Source organism: Nocardia sp. XZ_19_385, assembly GCF_015355755.1.
Taxonomy (GTDB): Bacteria; Actinomycetota; Actinomycetes; order Mycobacteriales; family Mycobacteriaceae; genus Nocardia.
Genome location: NZ_JACVEE010000003.1, coordinates 1,022,335 through 1,040,824 on the forward strand (window position 1 = coordinate 1,022,335; position 18,490 = coordinate 1,040,824).

Here is an 18,490-nt window from a genome sequence, read left to right on the forward strand (position 1 = left end):
GGCGCTGATCCCCTAATTCATGGCGCGGGCAGCGTGATCCGGATCCGTGAGCCCGGGTCGGCGACCGCGATGGTGCCGTCGTGCAGTTCGATGATCCAGCGCGCGATGGCCAGTCCCAGGCCGGTGCCGCCGCCGTCGGTGCGCCCGCCGCGCGTAAATCGGTCGAAGACGCGGGCGCGTTCGGTGCTCGGGATACCCGGTCCGTCGTCGTCGACCTCGATCACCACCGCACCGGACTCGGCGCGGGCGTGGATGCGGACCTCCCCGCCCGCGGGTCCGTGACGTGCGGCGTTGTCCAGAAGGTTGAGCAGCACCTGATGCAAACGTGCACGGTCTGCGTGTATGCGCACCATGCTGGGCAGCACGTCGGTCCGGAAAGTGACGCCGCGGCCCAAAACCGCGGTCATCACCTCGGCTTCGGCGACCACATCGTCCAATAGTGGCGCCAGCGCGAGGTCTTCGCGGTCCAGCGCCAACGCTCCGGCTTCGATGCTGGACAGGTCGAGCAGTTCCGAGACCAGCAACCCGAGCCGTTCGGTCTGGGCCAGGGCGGTGCGCAGGGTCGCCGGGTCCGGTTCGGAGATGCCGTCGACGAGGTTCTCCAGCACCGCGCTCAACGCGGTGATGGGGGTGCGCAGTTCGTGCGACACATTGGCGATGAGGTCGCGGCGCTGCTGATCGGCGGCGGCCAGGTCGGCGGCCATCTGATTGAACGCCTCGGCGAGCTGGCCCACCTCGTCGCGCGAACTCGCCCGCACCCGGCGGGTGTAGTCGCCGTGGGCCATGCGTTTGGCCGCCGCCGTCATCTCCCGCAGTGGGCGGGTGATGCCGTGCGCCAGGAACTGGGAGGTGATCAACGCGATGACGAACGCGGCGACGGTGGTGCGCGGTGGCAGCCAGCCGATCTGGAAACGGAAGAACCCGAACGCCACGCCACCGGAGACCAGCATCAGGATCGCCAGTTTCACCTTGATCGAGCGCACCGGGTCCAGCGGGCGCGGCAGGATCTCGGCCAGCCGATCGGCCGCGCGCGACAGCGCCCGGAACACCGACGAACCCCACGGCAGCGCGATCGCCGCGGACTTCGGCCGGGGATCCTCCTCCGGACGTCCGGGGCGCTGGTCGTTCATCGTGCTTCCAACGCGTAGCCGACGCCGTGCACCGTGCGGATCAGATCGGCGCCGAGTTTGCGGCGCAGCGCCTTGATGTGGCTGTCGACCGCGCGGGTGCCCGCCGCGTCGGCCCAGTCCCACACCTCTTCGAGGAGCCGTTCGCGGGCCAGCACCACGCGCGGGCGGCGCGCCAGCCGGGCGAGCAGCTCGAATTCCAGTGGGGTGAGCTGGGCTTCGAGCTCACCGCGCCACACCCGGCGCTCGTCGAGGTCGATGCGCAGGTCACCGACGACGATGGTGGCGCTGTCGCGTTCGGCGTTGCGTTCCATGCGGCGCAGCAGCGCGTGCACACGTGCAGTCAGTACTCGCAGCGAGAACGGTTTCGTCAGATAGTCGTCGGCGCCGACGCCGAGACCGATGAGCTGATCGGTCTCGTCGGTGCGGGCGGTGAGCATGAGCACCGGCAGCGAGCGGCCCGCCTGGATCCGGCGGCAGACCTCCAGGCCGTCGAAGCCGGGCAGCATCACATCGAGCACGACCAGATCGGGTTCGCGCGCCTCCACCGCGACCACCGCCGACGGGCCGTCGTGCGCCATCTCGACGGTGAAGCCTTCCGCCCGCAGCCGGGCCGCCACGGATTCGGCGATGGTGACCTCGTCGTCGACTACCAGGATCCGGCGGGCGGTATGCCCGTTGCCGCCACTCGTCCCCTTGGATTCCATGAGCGAACTGTATCCATCGCTTGTGCATGCCTGTCGCGGCAATTGTGGAGATCCTGTGCGCGCCGGGCCCACCACAAGGGTCGGTAAAGACGCTGCGCGACCCCTGCGGCCGGGATACGTTGGGCCGGTGACTGTTCTAGGTGCTGTGTGTCTGCCGCAGGTCCCGCCCGAACGACTCGCCGAAGTGGCCGCCGCCGCCGATGACAGCGGCCTCGACGAAGTGTGGGTGTGGGAGGACTGCTTCTGGAGCGGCAGCGCCGTGAGCGCCGCCACGATCCTCGCGCGCACAGAGCGAGTCCGGGTCGGCATCGGCGTGATGCCGGTCCCGCTGCGCAATGTGGCCTTGACCGCCATGGAAGTCGCCGCGCTCGCGCGCATGTATCCCGGTCGCCTCATCCCCGGATTCGGCCACGGCGTGCAGGAGTGGATGGGGCAGGCCGGGGCGCGCGTCGAATCGCCGCTGACGCTGTTGCGTGAGCACCTGACCGCGCTGCGCGCCCTGCTCAACGGTGAAAAGGTCACAGTGACAGGGCGCTACGTGCACCTCGACGAGGTCGCCCTCGACTTTTGTCCTGGCAGCGCGGCGTTCGGAAACCCCGGAGGCCACTCCGATGGGTCGCGACGAACGCGTCGAGCACGACGGTTACGCGGATCAACAGCCTGCCGATGTGGGCAGGCAGATCACCGACGCCGCGCAACTGTTCGCCAATGTGCTCGACCGTCTCGACGATGTGGACTGGGCGCGCACCCTGATCTACAGCTTCCCTGCGCGAGAAGAACGTTCGCTGCGCTGGCTCGCGGTGCACACCCTGCACGAACTGCGCCACCACCTGCTCGATATGCGTGCGCAGTTGGCAGCCGACTAGTCCTCGGGCCGCCTGGAGTCAGAAGGCCGGCCAGGGTATCGGGCGCGAGGTGCGTGGCACCGGCATCACCGGCTGGGCCAGGAGTTCCTTGGCGCGGTGCCCGAGGGCTTCGATCTCTTCGTCGGTGATGTGGGGTGCGAGGCGGTCGGCGATCTCGCCGGGGAGTGCCTTCACGAATTTCTCGATGTCGGTGAGCAATTCGTCGTCGACGGGGCGGCCCGCCCAGCCCCACAGCACAGTGCGCAGTTTGTGTTCGACGTGCAGGCAGATGCCGTGGTCGACGCCGTAGATCTGGCCGTCGGTGGCTTCCAGGGCGTGCCCGCCTTTGCGGTCGGCGTTGTTGAGCAGCACGTCCAGGACCGCCATGCGCTGCAGGCGGGGGTCGTCGGCGTGGATCAGCGAGACTTCGTTGCCGAGATCGTCCTGGGCGCGCAGCACCTCACAGAATCCTTCGGGGACCGCGCCCACCGGGCACAGGTCGATCAGGTCCAGGCGGTCACCGCGGTCGGTGTGGTTGTCGACCGATTCCACCCAGCGCTGCACCATCCCGGGACCGTAGGGGCCCTCGCGCAGGATCGTTTCGGGGATAACGCCCCAGCCGAGCGCGTCGGAGATCAGGTACGAGGCGACTTCGCGGCCGGCGAGGGTGCCGTCGGGAAAGTCCCACAGCGGGCGTTCGCCGCGGACGGGCTTGTAGACCACCCGCGGCCCGTCGGCGACCTCGCAGACCAGCGTCACGTTGGAGGCGGTGGTGATCCGCCCGACGACGCTCAATTCCCCGGCGCCGAACCCGTCGTCGGCTGTGCTGGTCCCCTGCCCGCCGCTCAACTCACTCCTCTAGCTCGGCCGGACCGAAGGTGTCGCTGCGCTTGTAGCCGTTGGTGCGCACGCACATGTGCCCGCGGGTGGACAGCGGTTCCCCGCACAGCGGGCACGGCGGGCGCCCCGCCGCGATCACCCGGGTCGACCGCAGCGCGAATTCGCGTGCCTGCACCGGGGTCAGGAACACGCGCACCGCGTCGGGCCCCTCCTCGGTGTCGTCGAGCACCACCGATTCGTCGACCTCGGTTTCGGTGATCGCGAGCAACTCCACCACCACCGCATTGGCGTCGGCGTCCCAGCCCAAACCCATGGTGCCGACCCGGAATTCGGCATCGATCGGGGTGACCAGCGGCGCCACGTCGGCGACATCGTCGGCCTGCGGCGGCACGGGCGCGCCGAAGCGCCGCGCGACCTCGTCCAGCAGCAGACCCATCCGATCCGCGAGCACCTTGACCTGCTGCTTTTCCAGCAGCACGCTGACTACCCGGGGCTCCTGGACGGCCTGCAGATAGAACGCACGATCGCCCGGCTCACCGACGGTCCCGGCGACAAACCGATCGGGGGTGCGAAATACATGGATTGCTCGTGCCACCTGCACCTCCTGCTACGTAACCCTGATCGACCATCCGCGGCGCGTGCGCCGCCTACCCGTTTACAAGGAATCTCGGCGCTCCGCATTCCCATTATCCGCACCCGGGGTATTCCCCGGCTCGCCGCCGGGAACCGGTCCCCGGTCCAGGGCACCGGCCGGGGCCAGCCCCGACAGGTCCGCGCCGGTGTCGTTGAGCCGCCACACATAGGGCGCGGTCGGGGTGTAGCGGATGACGCTGAGCGAGGCCGGTTCCACCACGATGCGCTGGAAACCGTCGAGGTGGATCCCGAACGCGTCCGCCAGAATCGACTTGATCACATCACCGTGGGTGCAGGCCACCCACAGCACGTCAGCACCGTTTTTCTCGGCCAGCACCCGGTCGTGATCACGCATCGCGGCGACCGCCCGGGCCTGCACCTGAGCCAAGCCCTCACCGCCCGGGAACACCGCGCCCGAGGCGTGCCGCTGCACCACTTTCCACAGCGGTTCGGTGACGAGTTCGCCCAGCGGTTTGCCCGTCCAGTCGCCGTAGTCGACCTCCAGCAACCGCTCGTCGAATTCCGGTTCCAGCCCCAGCTTTTCCGCCAGCGGCGAAATTGTTCGCTGACAGCGCAACAGCGGCGAGGACACGATGTGGGCGATCGGCAGGGCGGCGAGCCGGTCGACGAGGCCGCGGGCTTGGTCGGCGCCGCGTTCGGTCAGGTCGACTCCGGCGCTGCGACCGGCCAGGGTGCCCGCGGTGTTGGACGTGGATTGGCCGTGCCGCAACAGGATCACCGTCATGGAGTCACCTTACTCATGTCGCCGACACCACCCCGGTCGCCAGCAGCGCCATCACGACCAGTCCGAGCACGATCCGGTAGCCGACGAACCAATTCAGCGAATGCTTGGACACGAACTTCAGCAGCCACGCCACCGAGGCGTAACCGACGAGGAACGCGACGATCGTCGCGACCAGCAACTGCGGGCCGCTGGCATTGAGGCCCTCCCCGGCGGGGGCGAACGCGTCCGGCAGACTGAACAGGCCCGAGGCGGTGACCGCCGGGATGGCGAGCAGGAACGAGAACCGCACCGCCGCTTCCCGTTCCAGCCCGAGGAACAGGCCCGCGGTGGAGGTGGCGCCCGAGCGCGACACACCCGGCACCAGCGCCAGGCACTGGGCCAGGCCCATCACCAGACCGTCGCGGGTGGTGAGCTGCTCGATCGGGCGAATCTTGCGGCCGTAGTGCTCACCGGCGGCGATCACCAGCGCGAACGCGATCAGCATGAACGAGACCAGCCACAGATTCCGTGCGCCGGTGCGGATCTCGTCCTTGAACAGGTAGCCCAGGATGCCGATCGGGATGGTGGCGATGATCACGTACCAGCCGACGCGGTAATCCAGATCCCGTTGCGCCCGCGCGTCGTGCGCGGCCAGGCGGTCGGCGGTCATCACCGGCAACTTGGTGGTCACCTGATCGGTGATCGGCACCGTCTCCCGGTTGCGCTGGGTCAGCTTCTCCCAGTTCACCCCGAACCAGGCCTGCACGATCCGCCCGATGTCCTTCGCGAAATACACCAGCACCGCCGCCTCGGTCCCCAGCTGGGTGACCGCGGTGAACGACGCGCCGGCGTCCTTGTCCCAGAACACCGCCGACACGATCCGCAGATGCGCCGAGGAGGAGATCGGCAAGAATTCCGTGAGTCCCTGGACCAGACCGAGTATCAATGCCTGCACCCAGGTCATCGACTCACCCACGCGCCCATCCTCCTGTCGTCACTGCCTGAATTGCCCGTTCGCACTGGGCAATTGGTGTGCGGCGGGTCACCCGAGGTACGGACCGCCGCAATCTCGCAGCGACAGTACAGGCTCCGGGCGCGCCGCAACCGTCCGGCCGGTTCCAGTCTGCACGGCAAGGCCCGCGCCTGTCGGCAGAGCGTCGGCGCCGGCGCCGTTTAGGCTTGGCGCCGTGACGAATGCGTGGACGTGGTGATGGAACAGCGGACGGTCGGCCGCAGCGGCCTACGGGTGTCCCGGATCGGACTGGCCACCCACACCTGGGGTGGGCATACCGATGCCGAGGCCGCGGCCGTGCAACTGGTCGCGTTCGCCGAGGCGGGCGGCACCCTGGTCGACACCTCCCCCGCTTACACCGGCGGTGCGGCGCAGCACATCCTCGCCGGACTGCTCGGCGACCTGGTCTCCCGCGACGATCTGGTGATCAGCGGCTGCGCGGGTGTCATTCCCGCGGTCGATCCCCCGCACGCCGACCCCGAGCTGCCGACGCCGGAACCGTTGCAGCCCGCGCCGGAAGCCTTGCGGCCCACCATCGATGCGTCGCGCCGCATGCTGCTGCGCCAGCTCGATCGGACCCTGCTCGAATTGGGCACCGACTACCTCGACATCTGGAACATCGGGGCCTGGGATCCGTCGACGCCGCTGGACGAGGTCGCCGCGACCCTGGACTACGCGGTGCGCTCGGGCAAGGTCCGCTACGGCGGGGTGCGCGGGTTCAATGCCTGGCAGCTGGCCAGTCTCGCTGCGATCGCGCCGGTGTGCGCGGCGCAGACCCAGTATTCGCTGCTCGCCCGCGAGCCGGAAGCCGACGTGGTGCCCGCCGCGCAGCACCACGGGCTCGGGATGATCGCCTCGGCGCCGCTGGCCGGGGGCATCCTGACCGGAAAGTACCGTGACGGCGTCCCCGCCGATTCGCGCGGCGCGGACGAGGCGACCGCCGAGGAGATCACCAACCGGCTCGACGAGCGCGCCACCCGGGTGGTCGACGCGCTGGTCACCGCCGCCGACGGCCTGGGCACCTCGCCGCTGGCGGTCGCGCTGGCCTGGATCCGGGACCGCCCCGGCATCACCTCCCTGATCGTCGGCGCCCGCGACATCGGGCAGCTGACCGGGGTGCTGGCGGCCGAGACGCTCGAGCTGCCCCGGGCCATCGCGGCCGCGCTCGACGACGTCAGCGCAACGACCCGGTGATGGGGTCGACGGTACGGCGGCGCGTGGGCTTAGGCTTGCCTACATGAGTCGTACCGTTCGCGTCCTCTTCGCCGTGCTCGCGCTGCTCCTGGTCGCCGGGACCGCCGCCTGTGGCACCGACAGCGGCGCGACGACCGGGCAGCAGGGCCTGTCCACCGCGACACTGCCCGACATCACCCCCGAGCCGATCGGGCCGCCGCCCACCCCGGCCATGCCGGTGACCGTCCGTTCCTTCGACGGCACCGAGGTCACGGTGAATTCCGCGGACCGCATCCTCGCCGCCGACCGCTACGGCACCCTGATGCAGACCGTGTACGCGCTCGGCCTGGGCCAGAACCTGGTGGGGCGCAGCACCTCCGGTGTTTTTCCCGCCGTCGAGAGCCTGCCGGTCGTCACCGGCGGCAACGGCTCCCTGAACGTGGAATCCATTCTGATGCTGCGGCCCACGGTGTTCCTCACCGACTCCACCAGCGCCGCGCCCGCCGTGCGGGAACAGCTGCGCGCGGCCGGTGTCACCGTCGTCTACTTCGACCCGCAGCGCAGCATGGCCGGAGTCGTCCCGCAGATCGAGGCCGTCGCCCAGGCCCTCGGTGTGCCCGATCGCGGCCAGGCCTTGGCCAAGCGCACCCGGGACGAGATCGCCGCCGCCGAAGCCACCGTGCCCAAGCTCGACAAACCGCTGTCCATCGCGTTCCTCTACCTGCGCAGCTCCGCCATCACCATGCTGGCCGGTCCCGGCTCCGGCGCGGACGCCCTGATCGCCTCCCTCGGCGGCCAAGACGCCGGCACCGCCGCAGGCTTGAAAGAACCTTTCACCACCATCACCAGCGAAGCCATGATCAGCGCCGCCCCCGACGTCCTGCTGGTGATGACCGATGGCCTGAAATCCCTCGGCGGCATCGACGGACTCCTGAAGGTCCCCGGCATCGCCCAAACCCCCGCCGGCCGCAACAAACGCGTCGTCGACATGTCGGACTCGGCCCTGCTCAGCTTCGGCCCCAACACCGGCCGCGTCATCGCCGCGCTCAGCAAAGCTGTCTACGACCCCGCTCACGCATGACAGAACCGCTAGGCGCAGGGGCTGATTCAGGTGCTGCGGATCGCAGGAAAGGCGTCGAGAACCCGACGTCGCCGGGTAGCCCGGCAGCAGTCGACGGCGACTTTGCCCGCGGTCATCCGCCGACTAGGCAGAACCGAGCTGAGCAGCGCTTACCCGAACCGCCAGCTGGGCAGACCGATCCGGCTGCTGCGGACCGAGCACGCGAGGCAGATACCGGGACGGCCGATGCCAATCCGACACAGCCGGACCAAGCCAAACCGCTGCCCGCACAAGCCGAGGCGGCTCCGGTCGGTCGATCTGACGAGGCGGCCCGCGCCGCCGAGCCGCAGGGTCGTGACGTAAATCCGACGCAGCTCGGCGGCTCGGATCGCGCGGAGCTGCCGAAATCTCGGGAGCGGTCGAGGACCACTCTGGTGTTCGCGCTTGCGATCGCCGCGCTGATCGTGCTGGCGTTGGTGTCGGCGGCGGTCGGGCAGGTGCCGACCACGCCCGGTGAGGTCGCGGGCAGTATCGCGCACCGGATCGGGCTGGATTGGGGGTCGATGCCCGCGCATCCCGCTGGTGAGGTGACGTTGTGGGAGGTGCGGTTCCCGCGGGTCGTACTGGCGATACTCGTCGGTGCCGCGCTGGCCACGGCTGGTGCGCTGTTGCAAGGGGTGTTCGCCAATCCGCTCGCTGAACCCGGCGTGATCGGTGTGTCGGCTGGTGCCGCGGTCGGGGCGGGCACGGTGATCGTGGTCGGGGGTGCGTTCGTCGCGGCCTGGTCGATTGCGGCGGCCGCGTTCGTCGGGGGGTTGATCACCACGTTGATGGTGTATCTGCTGTCGCGCTCCAACGGCCGGACCGAGGTTGTCACGCTGGTGCTGACCGGTGTCGCGATCAATGCGTTCGCGGGCGGGTTGATCGCGTTCCTGTTGTTCATCGCCACTCCCGCGGCGCGCGATCAGATCGTGTTCTGGCAGTTGGGCAGTCTCAACGGTGCGACCTGGGACGCGGTCCGGGTGGTCGCGCCGCTCACCCTGATCGGTGTGGCAGCCGCGATCCTGATCGCAGCGCGCCTGGACCTGCTGGCGCTCGGCGAATCCGCCGCCCGGCACCTCGGCGTCGACGTGGAACGCTTGCGCCGCAACGTGATTGTCATCGTCGCGGTACTCGCGACCGCGGGCGTGGCGTTCTCCGGCATCATCCTGTTCGTCGGCCTGATCGTGCCGCACCTGGTCCGCATGCTGGTCGGGCCCGCACACCGGATACTGATCCCGCTGAGCGCGATCCTGGGCGCGGTGGTCCTACTCGCCTCCGACGTCGGAGCCCGCTCACTCGTCGACAACGCCGATCTGCCCCTGGGCATGCTCACCTCACTGATCGGCGGGCCCTTCTTCTTCTGGCTACTCCGTCGCACCCGTGCCCGTGCCGGAGGTTGGGGATGAGCGGACCTGAGCCCAGCCCTGAGCGCCCGGCCGGTACGGTCCGGTCGACCAGTACCGTCCGCTTCACCCGGTCGTCCTGCTCGGCCCGGTCGGCCAGTACGGCCTGCGCGGCCTCGAAACTGGTTGCGGGACTGCCGCATCCAGTGCGGGGAGGTTGGGGATGAGTGGGTTGGATTCGGTCTTCACCCGGACGCATGAGTTGCCTGGCAGGCCGGAGCGCGGAACAGTCACGATGCGCGCCACGGGGTTGAGTGTGGACCGGCGTGGAGCTGCCCGCCGAGTCCTCGAAGCCGTCGACTTCGAGGTTGCCGCTGGTGAAGTGGTGGCGCTGGTCGGTCCTAATGGCGCGGGCAAGTCGACGCTGCTCGCGGCGCTGGCTGGGGAGCTCGAGGCGAGTGAAGGCACCGTGGAGCTCGACGGTCGTTCGCTGACGCACTGGACTCCGCTCGATATGGCGCGCCGCCGGGCGGTGCTGCCGCAGACCCACACGGTGGGCTTCCCGTTCACCGTTCACGAGGTTGTCGCGATGGGCCGCGCGCCGTGGGTGCGCACCGAACGCCGCAACGAGGACGATAAGGTCATCGCCGCCGCCCTGGCTGCCGCCGACGTGGAACACCTTGCGCCGCGGGCTTTCCCGACCCTGTCCGGGGGTGAACGTGCCCGCGTCGCCCTGGCCCGCGTCCTCGCTCAGGACACCCCGACACTGCTGCTCGACGAACCCACCGCCGCCCTCGACCTCGGCCACCAGGAAGCCGTCCTGCGATTGGCTGCCGACCGCGCCGCAGCCGGTGCCGCCGTCGTGGTCGTCCTGCACGACCTGGGTTTGGCCGCCGCTTACGCCGATCGTGTCGCCGTTCTAGAGTCCGGCCGCATCGCCGCCGACGGACCGCCCCGCGAAATCCTCACCACCGAGCTGCTGACCCGCGTCTACCAACATCCGATCGAGGTCCTCGATCACCCGGTCACCGGCGCACAACTGGTCCTCCCAATCCGCCGCTGAGCACGAACCTCGGCCCACCGCAAATTCGGACCCACCGCGAACCCCAGTCCGGCGCAAACCACGGTCGATCGCGAACCCGGGCCCGCCGCGACCCACGGCCCATCGCGAACCCCGGTCCGTCGTCAACCACGGGCGAATTGCAAACCCGGCCTACCGCGAACCCCGATCCATTGCGAACCTCGATTGATCGCACCGGCTGGGCCCTTTCATGCCTCACCACTGCACAGCCGGAAGTTTGCTGAAATGCGCTCCGCTCCCGAGGAAGCATTTACGTCACTCCATCTCTGAGCGACAACCCGCGATCTCATCAGGAGTTGTCGCTCAGAGTTGGATGACAGACACATACACCCTTCGGAGGTGCGCAACTCTTCAGCATCCTTCGTCGATCAATACCGATTTCGGCGAGGAGTTCGGGCTAGGGTCGGATTCGATACCGATCGGTCTGCTCGATGTCCCTCCACGGAAGCGAGGAACGCTGTGCCCAGCTCAGTGCAAGTCGTTCTCGCAATGGCACTTTCGGCCGGCGTCGGCGTCGCCGCGGTGGCCACCGCACCTACCGCAGCGGCGCACTCCCCCATCGGCAGCTGCTACGGCGGCGAGTTCCGCTGGACGGCGGTCGAGGGCGGCATCACGATGACGCCGCAGCTGCTCACTTTCGGCTCGGCGGGCCGGCTTTGGGGTTGCGAGGGCGTTTCCGGCATCACCCACGGCAAGTTCACCGGCGTCCATGTGGCCTGGTCGGATTGCATGCATCCAGCCGACGGCCCGCTCACCGTCGACATCGTCTGGTCCAACGGCGAAGCCAGCAAGCTGTGGGGCCCGTGGCCGGTGGGCATGATGCAGCCGACCGTTGGTCAGCTCCAGGTGGTGGACGGCGTGGGCGAAGGCAGCCGGGTCCAGGTCAACGCCTGGTACGAGATGATGACGCCGGAGCAGATCAACGGCTGCATGGGTCCGGGCATCAGCACCGGCGTCGGCCGGATGACGGCCGAAATCGTGGAATGACCGATCAGCCCTGCGCGGCACGAGGTTTCGGAACCTCGACCTGCAGCGTGCCGTCACCGAGGAAGCGGATCAGGGCGTTGATCGCCCACAGCGCGAAGAACAGCACCCCGAGCACCGGTCCCGCCGCGGCGCCCCAGGCGACCGCGCCACCACCGAACCAGATGAGCTCCAACGCGATTCGCCACGGACCGCGCAACCGGAAACGCGCGTCCCCGGCCGCTCCGAACAGCGCCCACATGGCGATGAACAGCAGCGGCGCGATCACCCCGGCGACGACCCGCAGCACCGTCGATCCGTCCAGGGTGAACCCCCACGCGGCAGCGCCCGCGATGACACCGAGCTCCAGCAGGAGCATCAGTAAAAGATTGGCGCCCTTGACAATTCGCATGGTCGGCTCCCTCAGCGCCAGATCAGCTTGAGTACCGCCGGAGTCAGCAGCATGCGGATCACCGTGGCGTCGAGGATCAGCGCGGCGATCATGCCATAGGCGATGTATTTCATCAGCACCAGGTCGGAGAAACCGAACGCCCCGGTGACGACGATGAGAATCGCTGCGGCGGAAGTGATCACGCCGCCGGTGTGGGCGATGCCGTAGCGGATCGACTCCTCGGCGTCGGCGCCGGATTGGCGCGCCTCGGAGACCCGCGACAGCAGGAACACCTCGTAATCGGTGGACAGACCGAAGACCACGGTCACGATCAGCGCCAGCACCGCGAACATCAGCGGGCCCGGGGTGAAGTTGAACCACTCCGCACCGTGACCCTCGACAAAGATCCAGGTCAGCACACCGAGGGTGGCGACCAGACTCAGCGCGCTCATCGCAACGGCCTTGAGCGCCAGCACGATCGAGCGGAACGCCACATACATCAGTGCCAGCGCGGCGAGCGCCAGAATCGCCACCAGCAGCGGTAGCCCCTGCAGCAACCCGTTGATACTGTCGCGCTCCAAAGCGGGCACGCCCGCGACCATCACCCGCACGCCATCGGGTTCCGGCAACGCGCGCAGCTTCCCGATCACCTCATCGGCGTCGCGCTTGTCGGCGAGCCCGGCATTGAGCACGTTCACGCCGTCCTTGGTCGCCGCACTCGGTTCGAACCGCCCGGTGAGCCCGGAAACCTGGTTGGCCTCGTAGCGGATATCGCTGAGCTGCTGCGGATTCGCGCCCACCACAACAAGTTTCAGCGGTTCGGTGCGGAAACTGGGGAACAGCTCGTCGAAGCGCTCCTGGGCCACCCGCGCCGGATTCTGCGCGGACAGATACTTCTCGCTGATGCCGCCGAATTCGATATTGCGGAACGGAATCGCCAGCGCCAGCAAGGCCAGCACGATCGGCACCGCCACCGCCCACGGCCGCCACTTGCGTTCGCGCGTCCCGTCGGCCGCCGTGCCCATGGCCCACATCGCCAGCCGCGAGAAGAACCCCGCATCGATCTGCGCCTCGGTCTTGCTGCGGGAGAACCGCTTCCAGCCCCACAGATCGATCCGCCGCCCGGCGATACCCAGCGCCGCCGGCAGCGCGGTCACCGACAGCAGCGCGGCCAGCAGCACCGAACTGATCCCGCCGTAGGGCACCGAGCGCAGCACCCCGTTCGGGAAGATGAACAACGCCGCCAGGCTGACCGCGATGATCGCCGCCGAGAACAGCACGGTGCGGCCCGCGGTGGCGACGGTGCGCGCGGTCGCCTCCTCCACGGTCTGGCCCGCCGCCAGCTCCTCCCGGAACCGGGTGACGGTGAACAACCCGTAGTCGATCGCCAGCCCGAGGCTGACCAGGGTCATCACGATGCTGGCGAAGACGTTCACGTCGATCACGCCGGTCAGCCCGCGCATGATGCCCGCGGTACCCATGATCGTCATGCCGCCGATCAGCACCGGCAGCAGCGCGCCGATCACCCCGCCGAACACGAAATACAGCAGGATCGCCACCAGCGGCAGGGCGATGATCTCGGCGCGCTGGATGTCGTCCTGCATACCGGTATTGAGCCCGGACAGGATCGGCTGCAACCCGGCCAGCTGCACCGTGGTCCCGCCCGGCCCGCCCCCGGGCGTCCCCGCGCCGAGGTGGTCGACGATCGCCTGATAGTTCTCGACGGTGGCGGTGCCTTCCCCGCGCAACCCGACACTGGCGAAGGCGTGGGTCTTCGACGCGTCGGTGGCGTTGGCGGCGAACGGGCTGTCCCAATAGCTGTCGATCTTCTGGATGCGGTCCGGGAACTGTTCCAGCAGCCCGCGCAGCGCACCGGTGACCGGGCCGCGCACGGCTGGATCGTCGACGGACGCCCCGGCGGGCACGGTGTAGAGCAGGATCAGGTCACTGTCGGTGTCGCGGCCGAAGGTCCCGTCGGCGATCTTGGAGGCGGCCACCGATTCGCTGGATTCGTCGAACCAGCCCTCCTGGGTCATCCGGTCGGCCAGGCTGCGCCCGTAGAAGCCCGACACCAGCACCGCGAACACGGCTAGGGCCAGCACCAGATAGCGATGCCGGTAGACGAACCTGCCCCAGCGCAACGAACCAGAGTGCAGCATCGAGGATTAGCCGCAGGCCGGGGTGCGGTAGTCGGCCGAACGCAGGATGCCGCACAGGTCGGTGCGCGAGATCTTCCACTTGCCGTCGTGCCACACGAAATGCACGACCGTGGTGCGCACCGCGGTGCCGGTGCCGTCCTTGTCCAGGCGCATGGTGGCGGTGAGGGTGCCGTCGCGGTTGTCGAACACCGGATCGGTCACCCCGTAGACGGCGCGCGGATTGTCCTGCAGCGCCCGGTACATATCGGGGATCGCGTCCTTGAACGCGTCGCCGTCCTCGATCAGCGCGGTCCGCTCACTGTCGGGCAGCGACGGATCCAGCGCGCGCTTGATCTGCGCGTCGAGTTCGGCTGCGGTGGGCAGTGGCCGGTTCGCGGCGACCGAGGCAGAGGTGGCCACCGACGCGGACAGCGAGGCGTTGGCCGAAGATCGCGCTGCCGCGACCGAGTCGTCGTCGGGTCCGGAACCTCCGCAGGCCGCAGTGGCGCCCGTGACCAGCAGGGCAGCGGCTAGGACAGTCAGTCGTGTGGAGAGCATCAATTCCCTACATACCATCGATGACGGAACTGATCCGCCCCAGCAGGGCCCGCACGGTCGTGACGTCCCGGTCCGCGACGGCCTCGACCGGCACGGCGTCCGGGATCATATCCCGCACCAGCGCCACCACACTGCGCTCGTCGCCGAGATCCACATCGGTCACCCGCACCGCCGCCACCGCGACCACGTCTTCCGGTGCGGGCACAGCGGTATCGAGGTCGGCGCGGTAGATCTCCAATGTCAGCGTCGGACCGACCGTGCGAAACGCGTACGGCCGACCGTCGGCGGTCGTGCCGAACCCGTGAGCGAACGAACCAACGGTGATGTCATCAATGACAAACCCCGATGGATGGTCGGCTTTCAATGGACACTCCCTGAGTCGGACGCTGGTTACCACCCAAGATAATCCACGTCAGGAAAGAGCCTCGGTCATGGCCACGGCTATGGGTCCCAGCAGCGGCAGGGCGACGTTGGAGAGTGCATAGACGATCGTGTACGACATGAGCGGCGTCGCGTTGCCGGCGACCTGCTGCACCGCGGTGATACCGGGCGTCGAACACTGTTGTCCGGTAATCGCTCCCAACGCCAAGGGCGCCGGTAGCTTCATGACCTTCCACGCGACCGCGAGCGAAATGCAGGCGGGGACAGCGGTCATGAGCACACCGGCGATCGGCAGGCCCCACCCGAATTTGCGGACCAGGTCCACCGCCTGCGGGCCGGACGTCAGCCCGACGACCGCGATGAACACCGACAGGCCCAATGTTTTGATGACATCGGCCGCCGCTGGCGCGTACTGCCCGATCTCGGGATTGCGCGAGCGGAACCAGCCGAACATCAATCCCGACAGCAAGCAGCCGCCACCGGTGCCGAGGGTCATCGGGATACTGCCCACCGGCACGACGATCTTGCCGATGAGGAAGCCGAGCGCGACACCGAGCGAGATGTAGATGATGTCGGCTTTGACGGTGGGGTCGAGCCGATAGCCCAGGGCCGGAACGGTTTTGGCCAGGTCGCTCTTGGCGCCGGTCAACCGGAGCGTGTCGCCGCGCTGCACCGGCATGCTGGGTCGCAGCGGGAGTTCCTTGTCCTCGCGGACCACGCCGGTGACGTAGAGGCGGTTGCCCAGCTTCCGCTCGAGGTCGCCGAGGGTGCTGGATTTGTCCTGGCGGTGATCGAGCACCACCTGGTCGACCTCGAGGGTGGTCTCGAGGTCCTTGCCCGGCACGATCTCGGGACCGATCGCGCCTTCCGCGGGCACCATGGCCGCGCGCGGTCCGACCACCAGCACTTGGTCGCCGGCCCGCAGCGTCAGATCGTCCGCGACGGCAATAACCTTGCCGCCGCGCAGGATTCGCTCGACGGTCAGATGACCACCGAGATCCGCCGTCACCGCGGCGACGGTGCGCCCGGCCACCCGTTCCACCTGGAAGGCGCGTCCGATGAGATCGGGTGCCGCGGGCACCTGCCCCTCGGCGTCGTCGGAACCGCCACCGAGTTGCTTCCACAGCTTTTCGGCCTCGTCACGCAGATTGACGCGCATGATGATCGGAAAGACCTGGCTCGACAGCAGCACCACCACGATCAGCCCGCAGATGTAGGAGATCGAGTAGGCCGTACCGACATTGGCCTGCAGTTCGCTGATCTCGTGCGCCGGTCGATCCAATCGGGCGATGGCGTCGGTCGCGGTACCGACGGCCGCGGACTCGGTGGCGCCGCCGGCCAGCAGACCGGCGGCGGTGCCCGGGTCGAGTTTCATGATCACGGTCGCGGCCGCGGTGATCGCCAGCACGCTCGCGACCTCCACCACGGTGAAAGTGCCGTATTTCAGGCTCTTCCGGTTGAGGCTGGCGAAGAAGGTCGGGCCGGAGATATAGCCGAGCGTGAAGATGAACAACGCGAAGGCGATGTTCTTCACCTGCTCGTTCACCGTGATGTGGCCGGCCATGCCGACGAAGATCGCCACGATCAAGGTTCCGGCGACGCCGCCGAGCGACAGCTTCCAGATCCGTATCTTGCCGATCGCGTATCCCAGTGCCAGGCACAGGAACAGCGCGGCCTCGGGGGTGTCCTGCAGGAACGATTTGATCGCATGCATGGAGTCGTCCTCCGTGAGAGCGGGCCGGGTCAGCGCGTGGTGGTGCGGCTCTGGAACTCGCGGTGGTACTCATCCATGATTTCGCGCAGCCAGTGCCCGATCTCGGCGTAGCTGTCCTGCCGGAGATTCGCCAGCGAAACCCGCACCGACCATTCCGGTCCATCGAATCCGCCGCCGTTGAGCAGCACGATCGAGCCCTGTTCGGCCAGCCGGAACACCGGGTCCACCGGTTCGTGCTCGGCGGCGAGCCACTGGGCGAATTCGTGGCTCCAGTGCTGTTTCACCCACATCATCAGGTCGAGTTCGACGTAATAGTTGGCGGCGTTCGGGTCCTGCGGCTCCGGAACCTGCAGGCTCTCGCACAGGGTCCGCAGGCGGCGGGCGATGATCGCCTCACAGTCCTGCTTGTGCCGCGCGTCTTTGTCCAGCAGATCCGACAGCGCGAACAACGCCATCTGAACCTGTTGCGGCGTAGACAATCCGGCGGTGTGGTTGAGCGCCACGTCGCGGGAATCGGCGACCATGCGGTCGATGAACTTGAGCTTCGCCGGTTCGAGCGCGATGGTGGAATACCGCTTGTTGAGGCGATCCCGCTCCGCGGCGGGCAATTTCGCGATCCGCGCGTCGAAGGCATTGTCCTTGGCCACCGCGATGACGCCCAAACGCCAACCGGTGCAACCGAAATACTTGCTGAAGGAATAGACGCCGATGGTGTTGGCCGCCGCGGCCGACATCAGCGATTGGAAGCCGTCGACGAAGGTGCCGTACACGTCGTCGGTGATGATCGTGAGGTTCGGGTTCTCTTTCGACGCGATCTGCGCGATCCGCTCGAGCGTCGCGGAATCCAGCATCACCGAGGGCGGATTCGAAGGATTGACCAGGAACAACGCCTTGACGCTCGGGTCGGTGAGCTTCTCGATCTCGGTGTCGGGGTACTGCCAGGTGTGCATGCCGTCGGGGGCGGTTTTCGAGGCCCGCACCTCGACCACGTCGAATTGATAGCGCTCCAGATGCGGAATCTCCAGATACGGAGTGAAGATCGGAGTCATGATCGCGATGCGGTCACCGGGCGCGAGAATCCCATTCACCACACAGCTGTCGAATAGATAGCACATGGCGGCGGTGCCGCCTTCGGTGGCGAACAGGTCCCAGCCGCCCGCCGGCGCGCCGCCCATCGCGAGGTCGAGATAGGCGTGCACGACCTGTTCGATGTGGGTCAGCATGCGGTCCGGCACCGGGTAGTGGTCGCCGTGGATCGCATCGGCCAGCTCGCCCACCCAGTCGTCAGGGGCGAAACCCAGCGTGCGGGTGCCGTAGTCGACAGCGTCGCGCAGCAGCTTCACCTCGTCACCTTCGGGCTCCGCGGTGAGGAATGCGTCGAATCGCGCCGCGATGCCTTTGGGCTGGGGCATGCCCGCCAACCCCGGGAATTCGTCCCAGTCCCGTTTGGCCTCGGCGACGGCGAAGCGGCCGAGCAGGTAGAAAGCCGACCGAGCGACGACCGACGTCCAATTCGGGTTACCGCGGCCCGCGTTGATCATCGCGTGCGCGGTCTTTTTCATATGCTCATCGGCCAGCTCGATGAGCTCGTCTTTCAGTTCGAACGGGCTGAGCCGCTCCCACTTCTTCTCAGTCCTGCGATCGACCTCGTTTTCGACGCTCATCGTCCACCCTCCGTATATCGAAGTCCGGTCGATCCCGTGTCCAGCGGATACCAGGATGCCCCGATTCTGGACGAATCGCGTGCATTTGCTGAAA

18 protein-coding genes and 1 pseudogene are annotated in these 18,490 nt (G+C 68.0%); 7 read left to right on the top strand and 12 right to left on the bottom strand.

Annotation, left to right across the window (positions count from 1 at the left end; translation table 11 throughout):
• Nucleotides 1-17: 17 nt before the first annotated feature.
• Nucleotides 18-1,130 carry a HAMP domain-containing sensor histidine kinase gene (locus IBX22_RS28450; RefSeq protein WP_194818755.1) on the bottom strand — a complete coding sequence of 371 codons (1,113 nt, stop codon included), beginning with the start codon at nucleotides 1,128-1,130 and terminating at the stop codon, nucleotides 18-20.
• The gene (locus IBX22_RS28455) at nucleotides 1,127-1,834 is read right to left on the bottom strand and encodes a response regulator transcription factor (RefSeq protein ID WP_194818756.1); all 708 of its coding nucleotides are present in this window, start codon (nucleotides 1,832-1,834) and stop codon (nucleotides 1,127-1,129) included. Before IBX22_RS28455 ends, IBX22_RS28450 begins: the two co-directional genes overlap by 4 nt.
• Here IBX22_RS28455 and IBX22_RS28460 point away from each other — a divergent pair.
• Nucleotides 1,833-2,333, top strand: a pseudogene (locus IBX22_RS28460) (LLM class flavin-dependent oxidoreductase); the annotation flags it as partial. The gene IBX22_RS28455 and the pseudogene IBX22_RS28460 sit on opposite strands and share 2 nt — an antisense overlap.
• A 112-nt stretch (nucleotides 2,334-2,445) precedes the next feature.
• Complete coding sequence (locus IBX22_RS28465; protein ID WP_339401901.1) at nucleotides 2,446-2,700, top strand: DinB family protein; 255 nt, start codon at nucleotides 2,446-2,448, stop codon at nucleotides 2,698-2,700.
• An 18-nt stretch (nucleotides 2,701-2,718) separates the two neighbouring features.
• Here the strand turns inward: IBX22_RS28465 and IBX22_RS28470 are convergent, their stop codons facing one another.
• Genes IBX22_RS28470 through IBX22_RS28485 form a run of 4 tightly spaced genes read right to left on the bottom strand, consistent with a single transcriptional unit; the run spans nucleotide 2,719 to nucleotide 5,852 of the window.
• On the bottom strand, nucleotides 2,719-3,528 hold the full coding sequence (locus IBX22_RS28470) for an SCO1664 family protein (RefSeq protein WP_194818757.1): 810 nt from the start codon (nucleotides 3,526-3,528) through the stop codon (nucleotides 2,719-2,721).
• A gap of 1 nt (nucleotide 3,529) precedes the next feature.
• Nucleotides 3,530-4,114 carry a DUF3090 domain-containing protein gene (locus tag IBX22_RS28475; RefSeq protein WP_194818758.1) on the bottom strand — a complete coding sequence of 195 codons (585 nt, stop codon included), beginning with the start codon at nucleotides 4,112-4,114 and terminating at the stop codon, nucleotides 3,530-3,532.
• A 60-nt stretch (nucleotides 4,115-4,174) separates the two neighbouring features.
• Nucleotides 4,175-4,897 carry a histidine phosphatase family protein gene (locus tag IBX22_RS28480; protein WP_194818759.1) on the bottom strand — a complete coding sequence of 241 codons (723 nt, stop codon included), beginning with the start codon at nucleotides 4,895-4,897 and terminating at the stop codon, nucleotides 4,175-4,177.
• Between the two features lie 13 nt (nucleotides 4,898-4,910).
• Nucleotides 4,911-5,852, bottom strand: coding sequence for an undecaprenyl-diphosphate phosphatase (locus IBX22_RS28485; protein ID WP_375540284.1), 942 nt, complete (start codon nucleotides 5,850-5,852; stop codon nucleotides 4,911-4,913).
• A gap of 234 nt (nucleotides 5,853-6,086) precedes the next feature.
• On the opposite strand from IBX22_RS28485, the gene IBX22_RS28490 reads away from it, so the two are divergent.
• The 5 genes from IBX22_RS28490 to IBX22_RS28510 all read left to right on the top strand — a co-directional run bounded on the left by IBX22_RS28490 (nucleotide 6,087) and on the right by IBX22_RS28510 (nucleotide 11,574).
• Nucleotides 6,087-7,082 (top strand): aldo/keto reductase, encoded by a 996-nt coding sequence (locus IBX22_RS28490; protein ID WP_194818760.1) that lies wholly within the window; start codon nucleotides 6,087-6,089, stop codon nucleotides 7,080-7,082.
• Between the two features lie 43 nt (nucleotides 7,083-7,125).
• Nucleotides 7,126-8,142, top strand: a complete 1,017-nt coding sequence (locus IBX22_RS28495) for a hemin ABC transporter substrate-binding protein (RefSeq protein ID WP_194818761.1) — start codon at nucleotides 7,126-7,128, stop codon at nucleotides 8,140-8,142.
• 410 nt (nucleotides 8,143-8,552) lie between these two features.
• On the top strand, nucleotides 8,553-9,569 hold the full coding sequence (locus IBX22_RS28500) for an iron ABC transporter permease (RefSeq protein WP_194818938.1): 1,017 nt from the start codon (nucleotides 8,553-8,555) through the stop codon (nucleotides 9,567-9,569).
• Between the two features lie 160 nt (nucleotides 9,570-9,729).
• Nucleotides 9,730-10,569, top strand: a complete 840-nt coding sequence (locus IBX22_RS28505) for a heme ABC transporter ATP-binding protein (protein ID WP_194818762.1) — start codon at nucleotides 9,730-9,732, stop codon at nucleotides 10,567-10,569.
• Between the two features lie 507 nt (nucleotides 10,570-11,076).
• Entirely contained in the window at nucleotides 11,077-11,574 is a 498-nt protein-coding gene (locus IBX22_RS28510; RefSeq protein WP_194818763.1) for a hypothetical protein, read from the top strand.
• Nucleotides 11,575-11,578: 4 nt separating this feature from the next.
• On the opposite strand, the gene IBX22_RS28515 is transcribed toward IBX22_RS28510, so the two are convergent.
• From IBX22_RS28515 to IBX22_RS28540, 6 genes are read right to left on the bottom strand one after another with little or no spacing between them, the layout of a single operon-like run.
• On the bottom strand, nucleotides 11,579-11,962 hold the full coding sequence (locus tag IBX22_RS28515) for a YrdB family protein (RefSeq protein ID WP_194818764.1): 384 nt from the start codon (nucleotides 11,960-11,962) through the stop codon (nucleotides 11,579-11,581).
• Between the two features lie 11 nt (nucleotides 11,963-11,973).
• The gene (locus IBX22_RS28520) at nucleotides 11,974-14,100 is read right to left on the bottom strand and encodes an MMPL family transporter (RefSeq protein ID WP_194818765.1); all 2,127 of its coding nucleotides are present in this window, start codon (nucleotides 14,098-14,100) and stop codon (nucleotides 11,974-11,976) included.
• A gap of 6 nt (nucleotides 14,101-14,106) precedes the next feature.
• Nucleotides 14,107-14,637 (bottom strand): hypothetical protein, encoded by a 531-nt coding sequence (locus IBX22_RS28525; protein ID WP_194818766.1) that lies wholly within the window; start codon nucleotides 14,635-14,637, stop codon nucleotides 14,107-14,109.
• A gap of 7 nt (nucleotides 14,638-14,644) precedes the next feature.
• Nucleotides 14,645-15,001, bottom strand: a complete 357-nt coding sequence (locus IBX22_RS28530) for a hypothetical protein (RefSeq protein ID WP_194818767.1) — start codon at nucleotides 14,999-15,001, stop codon at nucleotides 14,645-14,647.
• A 48-nt stretch (nucleotides 15,002-15,049) separates the two neighbouring features.
• Nucleotides 15,050-16,732: an aspartate-alanine antiporter gene (gene aspT / locus IBX22_RS28535; RefSeq protein WP_194818768.1), complete on the bottom strand. Its 1,683-nt coding sequence runs from the start codon at nucleotides 16,730-16,732 to the stop codon at nucleotides 15,050-15,052.
• A gap of 29 nt (nucleotides 16,733-16,761) precedes the next feature.
• Nucleotides 16,762-18,396 carry a bifunctional aspartate transaminase/aspartate 4-decarboxylase gene (locus IBX22_RS28540; protein ID WP_194818769.1) on the bottom strand — a complete coding sequence of 545 codons (1,635 nt, stop codon included), beginning with the start codon at nucleotides 18,394-18,396 and terminating at the stop codon, nucleotides 16,762-16,764.
• Nucleotides 18,397-18,490 lie beyond the last annotated feature (94 nt).